This is a genomic window from Undibacterium sp. RTI2.2 (assembly GCF_035018705.1).
In the GTDB taxonomy this organism is placed as follows: domain Bacteria; phylum Pseudomonadota; class Gammaproteobacteria; order Burkholderiales; family Burkholderiaceae_D; genus Undibacterium.
Genome location: NZ_JASJXN010000019.1, coordinates 40,852 through 57,390, shown reverse-complemented (window position 1 = coordinate 57,390; position 16,539 = coordinate 40,852). Strand labels below are relative to the sequence as shown.

Annotated in this window: 17 protein-coding genes; 10 read left to right on the top strand and 7 right to left on the bottom strand. The window is 43.6% G+C overall.

The window, feature by feature from the left end; all coding sequences use genetic code 11:
• The 4 genes from rimO to phaC all read right to left on the bottom strand — a co-directional run bounded on the left by rimO (position 1) and on the right by phaC (position 4,782).
• Positions 1-1,389, bottom strand: a complete 1,389-nt coding sequence (rimO, locus tag QN395_RS12160; RefSeq protein ID WP_322119009.1) for a 30S ribosomal protein S12 methylthiotransferase RimO — start codon at positions 1,387-1,389, stop codon at positions 1-3.
• 111 nt (positions 1,390-1,500) lie between these two features.
• The gene (gene phaR, locus QN395_RS12155; RefSeq protein WP_322119010.1) at positions 1,501-2,055 is read right to left on the bottom strand and encodes a polyhydroxyalkanoate synthesis repressor PhaR; all 555 of its coding nucleotides are present in this window, start codon (positions 2,053-2,055) and stop codon (positions 1,501-1,503) included.
• Positions 2,056-2,300: 245 nt separating this feature from the next.
• Positions 2,301-3,041, bottom strand: a complete 741-nt coding sequence (locus QN395_RS12150; protein WP_322119011.1) for a 3-ketoacyl-ACP reductase — start codon at positions 3,039-3,041, stop codon at positions 2,301-2,303.
• A 22-nt stretch (positions 3,042-3,063) separates the two neighbouring features.
• Complete coding sequence (gene phaC / locus QN395_RS12145) at positions 3,064-4,782, bottom strand: class I poly(R)-hydroxyalkanoic acid synthase (RefSeq protein ID WP_322119012.1); 1,719 nt, start codon at positions 4,780-4,782, stop codon at positions 3,064-3,066.
• Positions 4,783-4,928: 146 nt separating this feature from the next.
• Between phaC and QN395_RS12140 the strand changes: the two genes are divergently transcribed.
• Positions 4,929-5,186: a hypothetical protein gene (locus tag QN395_RS12140; RefSeq protein ID WP_322119013.1), complete on the top strand. Its 258-nt coding sequence runs from the start codon at positions 4,929-4,931 to the stop codon at positions 5,184-5,186.
• Position 5,187: 1 nt separating this feature from the next.
• On the opposite strand, the gene pgeF is transcribed toward QN395_RS12140, so the two are convergent.
• Complete coding sequence (gene pgeF / locus QN395_RS12135; protein WP_322119014.1) at positions 5,188-5,979, bottom strand: peptidoglycan editing factor PgeF; 792 nt, start codon at positions 5,977-5,979, stop codon at positions 5,188-5,190.
• The gene (locus QN395_RS12130) at positions 5,976-7,022 is read right to left on the bottom strand and encodes an RluA family pseudouridine synthase (RefSeq protein ID WP_322119015.1); all 1,047 of its coding nucleotides are present in this window, start codon (positions 7,020-7,022) and stop codon (positions 5,976-5,978) included. The genes pgeF and QN395_RS12130 overlap by 4 nt, the downstream gene beginning before the upstream one ends.
• A 43-nt stretch (positions 7,023-7,065) precedes the next feature.
• Between QN395_RS12130 and QN395_RS12125 the strand changes: the two genes are divergently transcribed.
• A complete protein-coding gene (locus QN395_RS12125; RefSeq protein ID WP_322119016.1) occupies positions 7,066-7,863 on the top strand; it encodes an outer membrane protein assembly factor BamD in 798 nt (265 codons plus the stop codon).
• 101 nt (positions 7,864-7,964) lie between these two features.
• On the opposite strand, the gene yaaA is transcribed toward QN395_RS12125, so the two are convergent.
• On the bottom strand, positions 7,965-8,741 hold the full coding sequence (yaaA, locus tag QN395_RS12120; protein WP_322119017.1) for a peroxide stress protein YaaA: 777 nt from the start codon (positions 8,739-8,741) through the stop codon (positions 7,965-7,967).
• A 28-nt stretch (positions 8,742-8,769) separates the two neighbouring features.
• Between yaaA and QN395_RS12115 the strand changes: the two genes are divergently transcribed.
• The 8 genes from QN395_RS12115 (at position 8,770) to QN395_RS12080 (ending at position 16,426) form a co-directional block, all read left to right on the top strand.
• On the top strand, positions 8,770-9,222 hold the full coding sequence (locus tag QN395_RS12115) for a putative toxin-antitoxin system toxin component, PIN family (RefSeq protein ID WP_322119018.1): 453 nt from the start codon (positions 8,770-8,772) through the stop codon (positions 9,220-9,222).
• Between the two features lie 337 nt (positions 9,223-9,559).
• Positions 9,560-10,318: a protein phosphatase CheZ gene (locus tag QN395_RS12110; RefSeq protein ID WP_322119019.1), complete on the top strand. Its 759-nt coding sequence runs from the start codon at positions 9,560-9,562 to the stop codon at positions 10,316-10,318.
• Positions 10,318-12,132 carry a chemotaxis protein CheA gene (locus QN395_RS12105; protein ID WP_322119020.1) on the top strand — a complete coding sequence of 605 codons (1,815 nt, stop codon included), beginning with the start codon at positions 10,318-10,320 and terminating at the stop codon, positions 12,130-12,132. Before QN395_RS12110 ends, QN395_RS12105 begins: the two co-directional genes overlap by 1 nt.
• Before the next feature lie 587 nt (positions 12,133-12,719).
• Positions 12,720-14,264, top strand: a complete 1,545-nt coding sequence (locus QN395_RS12100; RefSeq protein WP_323492948.1) for a protein adenylyltransferase SelO — start codon at positions 12,720-12,722, stop codon at positions 14,262-14,264.
• A 29-nt stretch (positions 14,265-14,293) separates the two neighbouring features.
• Positions 14,294-14,689 carry a peptide-methionine (R)-S-oxide reductase MsrB gene (msrB, locus tag QN395_RS12095; protein WP_322119022.1) on the top strand — a complete coding sequence of 132 codons (396 nt, stop codon included), beginning with the start codon at positions 14,294-14,296 and terminating at the stop codon, positions 14,687-14,689.
• Between the two features lie 32 nt (positions 14,690-14,721).
• A complete protein-coding gene (locus QN395_RS12090) occupies positions 14,722-15,339 on the top strand; it encodes a septation protein A (protein WP_322119023.1) in 618 nt (205 codons plus the stop codon).
• The gene (locus tag QN395_RS12085) at positions 15,336-15,611 is read left to right on the top strand and encodes a BolA family protein (protein WP_322119024.1); all 276 of its coding nucleotides are present in this window, start codon (positions 15,336-15,338) and stop codon (positions 15,609-15,611) included. The genes QN395_RS12090 and QN395_RS12085 overlap by 4 nt, the downstream gene beginning before the upstream one ends.
• A 41-nt stretch (positions 15,612-15,652) precedes the next feature.
• Entirely contained in the window at positions 15,653-16,426 is a 774-nt protein-coding gene (locus QN395_RS12080; RefSeq protein ID WP_322119025.1) for a peptidylprolyl isomerase, read from the top strand.
• Positions 16,427-16,539: the final 113 nt, after the last annotated feature.

The window sequence follows — 16,539 nt, the reverse complement described above, 5'->3', positions numbered from 1 at the left end:
TTAAATCGCTTCGCCCCACAAATCGTGAGCATCAGCTGCCGTGAGTTTGACCTCGACAAAGTCACCTACTTTAAGTTTGCGATGTGGCTCGAATGGCGGTTTTACATAGACTACGCCATCGATCTCTGGCGCATCTGCAGAGGAACGTCCAACGCCGCCACTGCGGTCAAGAGAGTCAATCAACACGCGAATCGTTTTGCCAACTTTCGCTTGCAGACGTTTTTTGGAGATACCTTCTTGCAATTCCATGACGCGACGACGACGATCTTCACGGATATTTTCTGGAACTGGATTCGCCAGTTCATTCGCAGTAGCGCCGTCTACGGGCGAATAGGCAAAGCAGCCTAAGCGATCAATCTCAACTTCTTTTAAGAAATCTAACAGGTATTCAAACTCTTCTTCAGTTTCGCCAGGAAAACCGGCGATGAAAGTTGAACGTATTGTAATTTCAGGACACATTGCGCGCCATGCTTTAATCCGCTCAATATTTTTTTCGCCGCTAGCTGGGCGCTTCATGCGTTTTAGCACGTCTGGATGCGCATGCTGTAACGGCACATCAAGATACGGCAAGACATGCCCGTTGTTCATGAAGGGAATAATTTGATCAACATGCGGATAAGGATAAACATAATGCAAACGTACCCAGGCATCATATTGTTTTGCCAAATCACCCAATGCCTCGACTAATTGTGTCATATGGGTTTTGACTGGTTTGCCATTCCAAAAACCGGTGCGGAATTTCACGTCCACCCCGTAAGCACTGGTATCTTGTGAAATAACGAGTAATTCTTTTACTCCAGCTTTGAACAGATTTTCTGCCTCCAGCATAATGTCGGCAATCGGACGAGATACCAGATCCCCGCGCATGGATGGAATAATGCAGAAACTGCAACGATGATTGCAGCCTTCAGAAATTTTGAGATAAGCGTAATGCTTAGGTGTCAGTTTAACGCCTTGAGCCGGTACCAAATCAATAAAAGGTTCGTGTGGTTTAGGCAAATGCAAATGGACAGCATCCATCACTTCACCCAAGGCATGTGGCCCCGTCACCGCCAACACTTTGGGATGGATAGACATAATCATGTCATTACCATTGGCGTCTTTTTTGGCCCCTAAGCAACCTGTGACAATAACTTTACCATTTTCAGCCAGTGCCTCGCCAATTGCATCCAGAGACTCTTGAACTGCCGCATCAATAAAACCGCAGGTGTTGACGATCACTAGATCGGCGCCATCATAAGATTTAGCGGTATCGTAACCTTCGGCACGCAATTGTGTCAGGATTTGTTCGGAATCAACCAGTGCTTTTGGGCAGCCGAGAGAGACAAAACCGACCTTAGGATTAATTGCTGAAGGTTTGACTGAAGTGATAAGAGTATCTATGGACATAATAAAAAGAGGTACAAAGCAATCCGCTATTGTACCTCTTACTCACATGGCCACCTCAAAAGTGACTGGTTATCACCATTTAATTGGTGAGTTTATTAAATTTATAGCGATTTACTTTGGCTTACCGTCTGGATTGAAAGGAAATGTGCCGAATATATTCTTAGTTTGATTTTGCATTTGCTCTTGCATTTGTACAAATAAGCTTTTGCTTTGTTCAATATAATTACCCATCATTCCCTGCATCATTGGGCCTTGGACACTCATAAACTGCGCCCACATCTCGGGACTAAATGGTTTCCCTTCATAAACTCCCTTAGAGTTTTCTGTCAGTTTGTTCTGGATATCGATAAAAGCTTGGATGTTTTTCTCAAGATACGAGCCCATCATGCCTTGCATAGCGTGACCGTAGTAGCGAATAATCTGGGACAAAGCAACACTGGAAAACATGGGCGTGCCACCAGCTTCTGCTTCAAGAATGATTTGCAACAAAATACTCCGGGTTAAATCTTCTCCGGTTTTAGCATCTATTACTGCAAAATCATCATTCTCTAAAACGAACTGTTTTACATCAACCAAAGTGATGTAGCTACTTGTTTGGGTATCATAAAGACGACGATTAGGATATTTTTTGATCAAATGCTGCGTCGATTTTTTTGCACTATTCATTGAAGTCTCAATTAACAAATCGTTAAGCTTTTCGGCAAACGACTTAAGTATTGCCCGTCGTTTGCACTTATGCCCAATCTAAGCAAACAAATAATGTATTCATTGCAAGTAATGAAAAACATTAAATTTGTTTGTCACCTATTTTCGATAGTACAACTATTTTTGTTTTAAATGACAATGCCTATCGAAATCAATGATTCCGACAGGCATTATTTCGCCGCAATGCGACAAAAAATAAGGATCAACTAGCCCATATGTAAACCACCGTTAATTGAAAAGTCTGATCCAGTGGCGTAGCCACCTTCGTCAGAAGCAATCCAAGCAACGATAGAAGCAATTTCAGACGGTTCAGCTAAGCGCTTGACTGGAATGCCAGAAACGATCTTCTCCAGTACATCGGGACGTATTGCACGTACCATATCAGTACCTACGTAGCCTGGAGAAACAGTGTTAACCGTCACTCCTTTAGTCGCTACCTCTTGCGCCAATGCCATAGTAAAACCGTGAATACCGGCTTTGGCCGTGGAATAATTTGTCTGACCAAACTGACCTTTTTGGCCATTAACAGAAGAAATATTAATGATGCGCCCCCAACCACGATCGGCCATACCATCAATAATTTGTTTAGTTACGTTGAATAAAGAATTCAGATTGGTATCCATTACAGCATCCCAATCCGCCTTACTCATCTTACGGAATTGACCATCACGCGTAATGCCTGCGTTGTTGACCAGAACATCGACCTCACCGATTTCCGCTTTAACTTTATCAAAAGCTGCTTTAGTAGACTCCCAATCAGACACATTGCCTTCGGAGGCATGAATATCATGACCTTCTGCCCGCATATCAGCTAGCCATTTATCTTTGCGCTGAGAGTTTGGGCCACATCCGGCAACAACGATAAAACCCTCCTGGCATAAGCGCTTGCATATTGGAGTTCCAATTCCACCCATACCACCAGTTACATAAGCTATACGTTTTGACATACTAAATCTCCAATTTTTTTATTTAATCTGCTCTTACTTTGACATATCGCCCAGGTGCAGGCTCTATTGGTTTAAAACTGGCATTTCCTGGCTTTACCGGGGCTTTCACCATCTTGCCGCCGTGCTCACTCAAAAAAATTGCCCACTCTGGCCACCAACTGCCAGGATGTTCTGTTGCACCATCAAACCAGGTTTGTGCATCTGATCCGAGGCTAGAATTAGTCCAGTAACTTCTCTTCTTTTTCGCTGGAGGATTTACCACTCCGGCAATGTGACCAGACGCCCCCAAAATAAATTGATTACGTGATTTCTTCTTGGGGTTAAGCAAAACGCAGGAAGCGTATGCAGCCTGCCAAGGAACAATATGATCCTCGCGCGAACCATAAATAAAGACAGGCGCATCAATTTTACCGAGATCAATCTTGTTTCCAGCAACCGTCAGTGCATTTGGTTTTTTTAATTTATTTTCCAGATAAGTATTTCTCAGGTACCAGCAAAACATTGGTCCAGGCAAATTAGTGCTATCTGCATTCCAGTACAACAAATCAAACGGAGGTGGACTATCCCCCTTCAAATAATTAGTCTGAACATAATTCCAGACTAAATCATTCGCGCGCAAACTGGAAAAAGTACTCGCCAGATCACGCCCGGGCATCAGACCGCCTTGACCAATCGTTTGTTCACGCATGCTTACCTGCATTTCATCGACAAACACATCCAAAATACCTGTGTCTGAGAAATCCAATAGCGTAGTAAGTAACGTTAGACTACTAACGGGATGCTCTCCACGATCAGCCAAAGCAGCTAACGCTGTGGAAATAATTGTGCCGCCAACACAAAAACCAAAAGCATTAATTTTGTCTTGCTTACTAATTTCTTGAACAGTATGGATCGCCTGAATTGCACCCTCCTCTATGTAATCATTCCAACTAACGGTCGCCAAAGACTCATGCGGATTAGCCCATGAAACAAGGAAAACAGTATGACCCTGCTCTACCGCATAACGCACTACCGAATTCTCTGGTTGTAGATCAAGAATGTAAAACTTGTTAATGCAAGGGGGAACCATCAACAATGGGCGTTGATGTACAGTTTTGGTTAATGGACTGTACTGGATCAGTTGAAATAGGCGATTTTCAAAAACCACTGTACCTTCGGATGTAGCAACATTTTTACCAACTTCAAATGCAGATTCGTCGGTCTGTGAGATGCGTCCTTTTTGCATATCAGCCAACATATGCGTAATACCTTTTGCCAGGCTTTCGCCTTTGCTTTCTATAATTTTTGTTTGAGCTTCAGGATTAGTAACAAGAAAATTTGCAGGCGACATTGCGTCGGTCATTTGCTGCACCGCAAAACGAATTTTCTGCTTCGTCTTCTCGGGAGCCTGAACTGATTCAGCCATTGCCATCAAAAATCGAGCATTTAGCAAATATGACGCTGCGCTATAAGCATGCATGGCATGATTATGCCAATCGGGGGATGAGAAACGTTTATCGTTAAAATCAGGTACTTTGGAGACAGCAAAATCTTGCCACAACTTGCTAAATTCCTGCATATAATCACTTTGCAGTTTAGACATGGTTGCGGGGTCAATTTTTGCACCAACTTCTTTTAGTGACTCCAACATTGGGATGTGATTGATAGCCTCTGCTGGCTTCATCCAATCCTGCCATTTGTCCTGCTTCATTAGCTGTGACATCCAATTGGAGTACGTAGCTTGAGGATCAAAAGTCGTCATGCGTGTCTCCTGTTTTTAACTTGTCGTTATTATGTTATTGCAGTTACGTTGTGACACACTAAAATTTTTCAATGGATGTTTTAGTGCGACTTACAAATTACTTATAAATCTCTAATCTCTTCGGATTAACTTTAAGGCTTAGCAGTATGTATATTATCGCGATTGCCTGGATCTACGTTGTTTTAATGATGTCAATTACTGAAGCATCAGTTGTTGCAGGAATTATGACGTTTTTAATGTACTGTGTGTTGCCTTTAGGCTTATTTTTATACTTGTGGCTGACGCCAGCAAGAAAAAAACAAAGGGCTAGGGACAAAGAACTGATGAAAGCCGCACTAGCCAATAATACGACCGCTGCCAATACAAAAGCAGAGGCCTCCAGCCAAGATGCAGCAGAAAGTTAATTTATTCTGCGATCCAAATGAGGCTTGCCATCCGCCCTGTGATGCCATCCCTTCTGTAAGAATAAAATTGAGCTTTTTCAGTTACGGTACAGCGATCTCCACCATACACTTTGTCCACGCCTTCCTTTACCAAAATATAACGAGCTAGCCCATAAATATCGGCCACATATTTATCTTGCGTTATTCTTCTTTTAAAAAATTTTTCAGATATTCTGCTACTTAAACGAAACGCGTCCAGCACGTCTTGCCCCACCTCGAATTCATCAGGGCCAATGGCGGGTCCCATCCATGCGACAATATCTTCAGCGCCAGAATCACGCATTTTAGCTAATGTATTTTGCAATACTCCTGCGGCTAAACCGCGCCATCCAGCATGGGCTGCTGCCACCACTTTGCCTTTCATATCTGCAAACAAAACAGGCAAACAATCCGCCGTTAAAATTCCGCAAACAGTATTTGGTTCTGTAGCAAAAACTGCATCACCGACACTTGTATCAATCAACATTGCCGCATCCAACACAACTGTGCCGTGCACTTGCGATAAAAATCTGACATCTTCAGGTAAAAAACGATTAAGTATCTCGCGGTTCTGGGCAACGACTTTTATATCATCCCCTACATGATCGCCAAGATTATTGCCGCCACCTCCCAATCCATTATCGTAAGGAGCTAAACTAAATCCTCCAGCGCGAGTGGTAGAAAAAGCCTGTACGTTAGCAGGCAAGCCCTTCCAATTCGGATGAATAATAGGAAGGCTCAATAAACTTTCATTTATCTGGCCTGAAAAATTCATAGCAACATAGTAGTTGTAATGCCTGCTTGCAGTAACAAGTCAGAAAAATCATCCGCCAGATTCACCTCCCACTCCACATAGTCATGTGTCATCGGATGAATCAAACCCAGCTTACGAGCTTGTAATGCCTGGCGTGGGAAAAACCGTGCGAGATGCTGTTTGCCATACAGAGTGTCGCCAACCAGAGAAAATCCCAACGATTGCATATGCACACGAATTTGATGCGTACGTCCGGTTTCCAGTTGGCAGGCGACCAGACTGACTGGGAAGCGCTCCAGCATACCTGCAGCTTTCCGTTGGAAATGAGTAATCGCGGGCTTAGCCAACATACTCTCAGATACCGCCATTTTGATTCGATCTCTCGGATGTCTCGCCATTGCGGCATCAATCGTCCCGGTTGGTTTAGGTGTCCCCCAAACCAAAGCATAGTATTCACGACTTACAGTACGGTCTTGCAATTGCCTTACCAGCTCAGTTTGCGCAATCAAAGTCTTGGCGACTACCATCAAACCCGAGGTATCCTTATCAAGCCGATGCACAATGCCTGCACGCGGCACACCTGCCAAAGCAGGAAAGCGATGCAATAAGCCATTAAGCAAAGTACCTGACCAATTACCTGCAGCAGGATGCACGACTAAACCTGCTGGCTTATTGATAATAAGAATGGCATCATCCTCATAAATAATATCCAACGGCATTTCTTCAGGCTTGTAAGCACCTTCATCTGGCGCTGCCTGTGGTTGGATAATAATATGTTCGTCACCTAATACGGTGGTCTTACCGCGTACAATCTGGCCATCCAAACTAACAAAGCCAGCCTCTATCCATTGTTGAATGCGGCTTCTTGAATATTGTGGAACCAGTTTTGATAAAGTCTTGTCCAAGCGTTCGCCACAAACGTCTGGGCTTAATTTGAGTTCAATAACATCGATTTGCGGAGGCAAATCATCGATTTCGTCACCATCTTCAAGCTCGACAAGCCCCTCTTTAAATTGAGGATCTAATAAAATCGCTGCTTCAGTTGGTCTAACATTAATTGCCATCGGCTATAATCCGTAAATTGTTCTAATGCACACGCAAAAACTTATGCAAATTAAATCTATAAAATTGTTCAGTCTCATCCTCGCCTTGGCACTCACAGGTTGCGGCGTATTCGGCGACAAATCGGACGAAACTAAAACATGGTCTGCTGCAAAATTATACGCTGAAGCAAAAGACGAAATGAACAATGGTGGTTATGAAAGAGCAGTTCAGTACTTTGAGAGGTTGGAATCGCGCTTCCCGTTTGGTACCTACGCCCAGCAAGCACAAATGGAAATTGCTTATGCTTACTACAAACAAGGCGATCAAGCGCAAGCTCTGGCCGCGGTAGAACGTTTTATTAAACTGCATCCAAATCACGAAAGTGTTGATTATATGTACTACTTGCGCGGCTTGATCAATTTTAATGATCAACTTGGCTTTATGAATTTTATTGCCAACCAAGATATTACTGAACGAGATCCTAAAGCATCACGTGATTCATTTGACGCTTTCAAGCAACTTGCTATCCAGTTCCCAGACAGTAAATACACGCCAGATGCGATTTTACGTATGAAATATCTGGTAAACGCCTTAGCGCAATATGACGTTCATGTAGGAAAGTATTATCTTCGTCGTGGTGCTTATCTGGCTGCTGCAAACCGCGCCCAATCAGCCATTACAGAATATCCAGACGCGCCAGCAATTGAAGAAGCGATGTACATATTGGTTCGATCCTACGATGCGATGGGCATGACAGATCTGCGTGATGACGCTAACCGGGTATTTTTAAAGAACTTTCCTAATAGTCCGTTTTTAACTGGCAAAGCAGCCGGAAAAACTGCCTGGTGGAAGTTCTGGTAAAACTTACTAGAACTCATTAAGTGAAAAAGCCTCCGACATGGAGGCTTTTTTGTTTGAGTGAGCAGAATGTATACAAGAAAAATAATTAAACGTCCCTTACTTCAGCTTTCCAATTTACGCCTGAATACCCAATGTTGCGAATCAGACTCTTCTTGATTAAAGGAATATCCTTCAAAATCAAAAGTTTTTATTTTTTCAGGATTCTGTATTTTATTTAATGCGCAGTAACGTGCCATTAACCCTCTTGCTCGTTTTGCATAAAAAGAAATGATTTTGTACTTACCATTTTTCCAATCCTGAAAAATCGGCGTAACGACAGAGCCATTCAACATCGTAGGTTGCACCACTTTAAAATACTCTTCTGAAGCTAAATTCAACAACACTTTGTTTTTTTGCTCCGATAAAACTTGATTTAAAGTCTCCGTCACTTTAGCGCCCCAGAAAGCATACAAATTCTTACCGTTTGGGTTTTCCATTCGAGTACCCATCTCCAGTCGGTACGCTTGCATCAAATCAAATGGTCTCAATACTCCGTAGAGTCCAGACAAAATCCGTAAGTGATTTTGAAGATAATTAGATTGAGTATGACTTAATTGTTGCGCTTGTAAGCCCTCATAAACATCACCATTAAAAGCCAAAATAGCCTGCTTAACTTTGTCCGCCTTTGGTAAACGCGTCCAATCTTGAAAGCGATCTACATTTAATTGTGCTAACGCAGGAGAAATATCCATCAACTGCGCCAACTGATCTACTTTGTATTTTTTAGCTACTTTAATTAATTCTGCCGCCTCGTCCATTAATTCTGGATGAGTCACAATTTTACTTTTTACAGGCGTATCGTAGTCTAGGCTTTTGGCAGGAGATAATATAATGAGCATAATAATTTAAAGAAAGATGATTACCTCAATGATACCTAAGCGTGTGGTTCTTGACACTAATGTGTGCCTAGATTTGTTCGTATTCCATGATCCAAGATGGACTGCATTATTAGAGGGATTAAAGGATGGCAGCATCAAGGCAGTTACAAGGGAGGATTGCAGGCAAGAGTGGCTAGTCGTGCTGACCTACCCTCATCTGCCAATTAAAGAAGATCAGCGTAGCTCTATTATTTCGAGCTTTGATGCACTAATCGAATTGCAAGCTGGGATGGAACAAGTCAACATACGACTACCAATTTGTAGCGATAAGGATGACCAAAAATTCTTGGAAATTGCGAGGGATGCAAAAGTGGACGTGCTTATAACAAAAGATAAGGCTTTATTAAAACTAGCTAGAAAAGCGATCCAAGCCGGTTTATATCAAATCGAAACACCTGAAAAATTTTTGCTCCGCTTACAAACAACTTTTAAAGATAATTAACAATTTCCTCACCTTGTTTTTACTCGATGATTTGCAACAACCAAGAATGATCGATGCATTGTTAATATCGTTATCGGACGTATGTGTGTTGCAGAGTGTTGTAATAACGCTTGCAACTAATCCGTCAAGTGAAATCAATCGGTAAAAACGTGAATAAAAGATGACAAGTTTTATTTCCTAGAGTTATTCTAAGCTCATGTAAGTCCTGTTACTATGGCATGAAGGGGCGTGATTGTAATTATTCATTCGTCACGCGAAATTTGATCTGTATGAGATACCATGATATTTGTGAATACCGTCACAAAACTATCAAAGCGATTATGGAGAATAGAGGACTATGACCGATTCAGCAGATGATCTGGACGCATTATTCGAAGAAATGGCCAATCAACGCGTAGAGGCCGTTCCCCCGCCTCCCGCAGCAAGTGCACAAGGAACTGCTGACACAGCAGAAGTTGAAGATCCATCGCTAGCACTTAAAAATAAATTCCAAAGTACTGAAGATCAATCCGCCAAACCGATGTTTGACCGTCTGGGTGGTTTAGTGCGCATGATGCACGACTCCATGCGAGAACTTGGTTATGACCGTTCACTTTCTGACGTTGCCTCACAAATCTCTGATGCTCAAGGCCGACTAGAATATGTCGCGTCTCTCACAGAACAAGCAGCTAATAAAGTGCTGAATGCAACTGATGCAGGCATGCCAGAACAAGACGCTTTGGCAAAAGGAGCAAAAGATATCGATACCCGCTGGGCGAGCGTTTTCGCAGGCAAATTAAGTATCGACGATTTTAAAATACTGGCAAATGACTCAAAAACCTTTGCTAACACGGTAATCGCCTCCACCGATGCAGAGAAAGCTCGGCTGCTCGATATTATGATGGCGCAGGACTTCCAGGATTTAACGGGACAGTTAATTAAAAAAGTGCTGATTATTACCCAAGCAGTAGAACGGGAATTAGCACAAATTTTGATCGATAATGCACCGGTAGAGTTGAAAGAGAAAGCCATCGAATTGATGGAAGGGCCTTCCGTTCCAAATGCTGCACTAGAACAGGACGACGTAGATAACCTACTTGATAGTCTGGGCTTCTGATGGATGATATGCTCAAAGAATTTGTCGTCGAAGCTTTGGATCTGGCGACAAACGTAGAAGAACACTTGCTTACCCTGGAACGCAACCCGGGTGACATGAATACGCTTAATGCGGTGTTCCGTTCTTTCCACACCATTAAAGGTGGTGCTGGCTTTATGAATTTGACGGCAATGGTGTCTGCTTGTCATCTGACCGAGAATCTGTTCGATGCACTCCGAACAGGCCAAGCACCAGTCACTCCGATTGCGATTGAAGCGGCATTAGAAGCCAGCGGATTTGTTGCTGACCAACTGACGGCGCTATCTAATGGCACGCGTCCGGATCAACTGTCTACCATGCCCAAATCGCTGGAACAGCTGTTGACTGATGCGATCGAGGGTAAAATTACCTCGCGCAAAAAAACAACGCTGGCAAAAGAAGCACCAGCGCCGGCTGCAGCCAAACTCGATACCAGCGTAGCGCCAGCCAGTAGTGACGGCGTTAATTGGGAAGCCTACTTCCGCGCGGTCGTGCCTGAAGGTACCCTCCCCGAGCTAGTTGAAGATGAAAATACACAAGTCATTGAAGAGCACGAGGCGGTTAAAACTTCCTTAGCTTCGCCAACAACCGATGTAAAACAAAACGCGCCAGCTAAAGAAGAAAGTATTCGTATCGACGCAGTCAAGCTAGATGTGCTGCTAGAAGTTGCAGGTGAATCGGTACAAGCAGCAAACCAGGCTGCAGTCTTACTGGAAAAACTCTCTCAATTTAAATTTGATGGTCAGGCAGCGCCACTGATGTCGGCATTGACTGAAACCTTGACGAGAGCATCGCGCTACTCCACTGAGCTACAAAGAGCAACGCTAGCAACACGCATGCAGCCGGTGGGTCGACTATTTCAGAAATTCCCGCGTTTGATTCGTGAGCTTGCCCGCGATTTGGGTAAAGATGTTGATCTGAATATCTCAGGTGCAGAAACAGAAGTAGATCGCGTCGTAGTAGACAGTTTGTATGATCCGCTCGTGCATATGTTGCGTAATGCGCTGGATCATGGGATTGAAACCTCGGAAGAGCGCGCCGCCACTAAAAAATCGGTAAGAGCGACGATCTCGCTCAAAGCATGGCAAGAAGCTAGCAGTGTCATGATTGAAGTCACCGATGATGGCAAAGGGATGGATGCTCAGCGCCTGCGTGAAAAAGCAATTTCTAAAGGTCTGATCAACTCTCATGATGCTCGTACCGATGATGAGGCATTCCAATTAGTGTTTTTACCAGGATTTTCCACCAAAGAAGTCGCTTCCAGCGTATCTGGTCGTGGTGTCGGCATGGACGTGGTGAAAACGGCGGTAGAGCGGCATCGTGGTGCGATTCGTATTTCATCGCAGTTAGGTACTGGAACCACCTTCTTGATCCGCCTGCCAATCGAATTATCGATCGTACCGACGATGCTGGTTCGTACTGACGGCGCATCTTTAGCCTTACCTATGGCGACAGTACAGCGTGTGGTGGAATTGCCAGAAACCTTCGAAAGCGTCGGCGGTCATCCTGTATTGCGTGATTTAGGCAGACCATTGCCGGTACGCTCCCTCGGACAAATTTTGGGCTATGAAAAAAGTTCAGAACGCGTCGGTATCGTGATTGCAGCGCCAAATCCTTATATCTTATCGGTGGACTCGGTCGATGGAACAGCAGATTTGGTCATCAAACCACTCACATGCATTTCTACTCCGGGTATTACTGGAACGGCACGATCTGCCGAGGGAGAATTAGTGTTAGTCACTAGCCTCTCGTTCTTGCTTGATGGCTGCAAAATTACGGAGAGACTCACCGCTTAAGTTTTACAACTCAGTTTTAATTAAGCTTAATAACTAAGCAATGCTGCGTTCTGGCAAATTGGCTCTTGAAATAGCGATCTATTTCAAGAGCTTTTACTTTTTTAAAAAAGAAAATAAATCATTCCGAGTTTAAAACTGCAGTTCATCAGTTTTAGTAACGTCAGCGAACGACTGAGTCATCACAAAATATCCCAAAGTTATATTACGTCTGTCTCGTAATACCACCGATCAAAATCTAAGTAAGATATCAATGCGATATGACTGAGATTGACCAAAAAAAGATAGAAAATCATATACTCCCCTACTAATCACCTAAAATTAAGCGCTTAACCAATTAATACTAGGACAATTAAACTATACTAAGGATCAGTATATAAATTATCAATATGTTGATCGGTCGACTAATTCAATTATTTTGTATAAAAATATTCTAAGTAATATCAAAGTAATTGGCGAAAGTGGCTACGGCAATCCACTCTTCAGCCAACAACATAAACAACTCTGATAGATAAAAAACCGACTTTGCTTGAGTCTGTCAAAATGGAGTTCGTTAATATCCATTTCGCACTGGCTGCGACAATTACGCAATGACCAACACCGTTATCAGCACGCAACATAATTCATCTGACTTGCACGATTTCAGCAGTCTCAACTTAAGTAATCATTTTGCAACACTGCCTGCCGAGTTTTATACAAAACTATCCCCTACCCCCTTAGCTGCACCGTATCTGGTTGGCGCTAGCGCTAAAGTCGCGGCAAGCATAGGCCTGAGCAAAGATAGCTTTGCCGATCCGATATTTACCAGCATTTTTACCGGTAACCAGTTAGCCAGTAATAGCGAGCCACTGTCTGCGGTGTATTCGGGTCATCAATTTGGTGTTTGGGCAGGTCAATTAGGCGATGGACGCGCGATCTTACTGGGCGACGTAGCAGATAACGCACCTGACCAGAAAGAAACGAATCCGTCAGCCCGAATTGAAATCCAGCTCAAAGGCGCTGGCATGACACCTTACTCGCGCATGGGGGATGGTCGTGCCGTGCTTCGCTCATCAATACGCGAATTTTTATGTTCGGAAGCAATGGCAGGACTCGGCATTCCAAGTTCACGCGCACTCTGCGTGACTGGCTCGGATCAATACGTCATGCGTGAAACGCCGGAAACTACCGCCGTCGTTGCCCGGCTCGCCCCGAGTTTTATCCGGTTTGGCTCGTTTGAGCACTGGTACTACAACAACCAGCCAGAACAATTGCAAACCCTGGCCGATTTCGTACTGAATAACTATTACCCTGATTTATTAAAACAGCCCAATCCTTATCAAGCATTGCTCATAGAAGTCACGCAGCGGACTGCACGCTTGATGGCGCAATGGCAAGCCGTCGGCTTTATGCATGGTGTGATGAATACCGACAATATGTCGATTCTAGGACTGACACTGGATTACGGTCCATTTGGTTTTATGGAGGCATTTGATGCCAACCATATCTGTAACCACACCGACACCCAGGGACGCTATTCTTACCGCAACCAGCCACAAATCGGACATTGGAATTGTCATGCACTTGCTCAGGCATTATTGCCATTGATCGGCACAGTAGAAGATGCCCAAGCCGGATTGGCGGTATATCAGCCTACGTACAAAGAAGCCATGGATCGCTTGCTACATAAAAAATTTGGCTTGCCGTTCGTTGAACAACAGGGAGCAGAAAATGGTATTTTATTTGACCAATTTTTTGCTTTGATGCAGGAGAATCAGGCCGACTTTACACAAAGCTTCCGTCATTTAAGTAATCTGACATCAGAAAAATCAGACGCCGACGAGGCACTGCGTGATGGTTTTATAGATCGTCAAGCGCTGGATCAATGGTTAGTGCAATATAGAACCCGGTTGCATGCGGAGAAAAGCGATGATACAGAACGCCAGCAAGCCATGCGTAAGGTTAATCCCAAATATATACTGAGGAACTATCTGGCGCAAATTGCTATCGAAAAAGCCCAAAAGAAGGATTTTTCAGAGGTCGCCAAGCTGTTAGAAATATTAGAAAATCCGTTTGATGAACAACCAGAGCATGATCACTATGCCGATTTGCCGCCAGACTGGGCACGCGAACTAGAAGTGAGCTGCTCTTCCTGATTTGAAAAAACATACCGAAAGGCACAAAAATGTCAAAAATCACCAAAACCGATGCGCAATGGCGCGCTGCTTTAACCCCGATTGAATATCAAGTCACAAGGCATGCCGACACTGAGCGCGCTTTTACCGGCAAATTTTGGGATCACCACGAGGTTGGCACTTATATCTGCGTTTGCTGCGGCACTCCTTTATTTGAGTCCGACACTAAATTTGATTCTGGTTGTGGCTGGCCAAGCTACTTTAAAGCACTCAATCCCGCCAATGTGTTAGAAAAAGTTGACCGTACACATGGCATGACGCGCACCGAGATATTGTGTAATATCTGCGACGCTCACTTAGGGCACGTATTTCCAGATGGCCCGCCGCCAACTGGCTTGCGTTATTGCATTAATTCTGCCTCGTTAAAATTCGAGCCAAAAGCCTAGATTTTTAAATAAAATCTTTTAGTAAAGTACCTATGAAATTTTTGTACGACATTTTTCCTGTCCTTCTGTTTTTCGCCACTTTTAAATTAGGTGAAAAATACCCTGTTAACGCGCAAGAATTGGTCAACCGCTACCTGTCAGAATTCATCTCTGGCGGGGTAATTGCACCCGATCTGGCACCAATATTATTAGCTACCGCCATCACGATTCTTGCTGCGATCGTACAAATTGGCTTCCTACTAATACGGCGTAAAAAAGTCGATGCAATGTTGTGGATTTCATTCATCGTCATTGCCGTATTTGGTAGCGCGACGATTTATTTTCATAGTGAAACGTTCATTAAATGGAAACCAACCGTCATTTATTGGTGCTATGCAGGCGCTTTTTTGATGGGTCAATTTATATTTAAAAAAAATCTATTGCGCACAGCCATGGGAGCCCAAATCAACTTACCAGAACCGGTCTGGGGGAAGCTTAGCCTAGCTTGGATAAGTTACTTTATCGTGATGGGCTTAGGCAATATATATGTAGCATTCTCCTTTCCCACAACGACTTGGGTTAACTTTAAGCTTTATTCCATTGCTGCTTTGCCTGTCTTTGTTATTTTGCAAGGCTTTTACCTGTCAAAATATATGGAAGAGCCGACATGAACGATCGTTTTCAACGCATAGAAAGCTATTTACAAGAAAAATTACAGCCCGTTTCTTGCAATCTGCAAGACGACTCAGCCGCCCATGCAGGTCATGCTGGCGCAGCATCTGGTGGCAGTCATTACAGCGTAAAAATAGTTTGTTACCAATTTGAGGGCTTAAATCGTGTTTCCCGACATCGACTGGTGTATGATGCCGTTGGCGATATGATGCATACGGAAATTCATGCCCTTGCAATCACTGCGTTGGCTCCGTCAGAGATACCGACCTAACCACTTTGTTTTTACTTACTTTGTTATTTTAGGAACAGATAATGACTTTTAAACCTGCTCATTTGCTGGTAGTACTTTTCGCAACTGCCCTGCCTGTCATGGCTCAAAATCTCGCCGTTGTTAACGGCAAAGCAATTCCTGCTAATCGTGTTGACGCAATGGTCAAACAACTTGCAGAACAAGGTCAGAAAGATTCGCCAGAACTGCGCGAAATGGTCAAGAAAGAACTGATCAACCGTGAAGTGCTGATGCAAGAAGCTGACAAGGCTGCTTTAGCCTCGAATCCAGACGTCAAAACTCAATTGGAAGTTGCGCGTCAATCCATTTTGATCCGTGCCTTAATGCTTGATTATGTCAAGAAAAACCCAGTAACTGATGCTGAAGTCAAAGCAGAGTACGACAAAGCAAAAGCACAAGCTGGCGACAAGGAATACCACGCTTTCCATATTCTGGTAAAAACTGAAGATGAAGCAAAAGCGATTATTTTGAAATTGAAAGCAGGCGCTAAGTTTGACGAATTGGCAAAGCAATCAATCGATCCGGGTTCTGCAGGCAAAGGCGGCGATTTAGACTGGGCATCACCAGCAACCTTTGTTGAGCCATTCTCAAAAGCGTTAGTCGCTTTGCAAAAAGGTCAGTTCACTGAAACACCAGTGAAAACAGAATTTGGTTACCACATCATCAAATTGGATGATGTACGTACTGCTAAATTCCCGACGATGGAAGAAGTTAAACCACAAATCGTGAATGGCTTGCAACAGCAAAAAGTACAAGCTTATCAACAGTCTTTGTTGAAAAAGGCGAAGATCCAATAAGCAATTACAGATCTGATAAAGCTTCGATTCTGCTTTAATTGAGCTGCAACAAAAAAGACGCTACGGCGTCTTTTTTATTTTTATGATTAGATTTAAATGGTTTCACTCCAGCA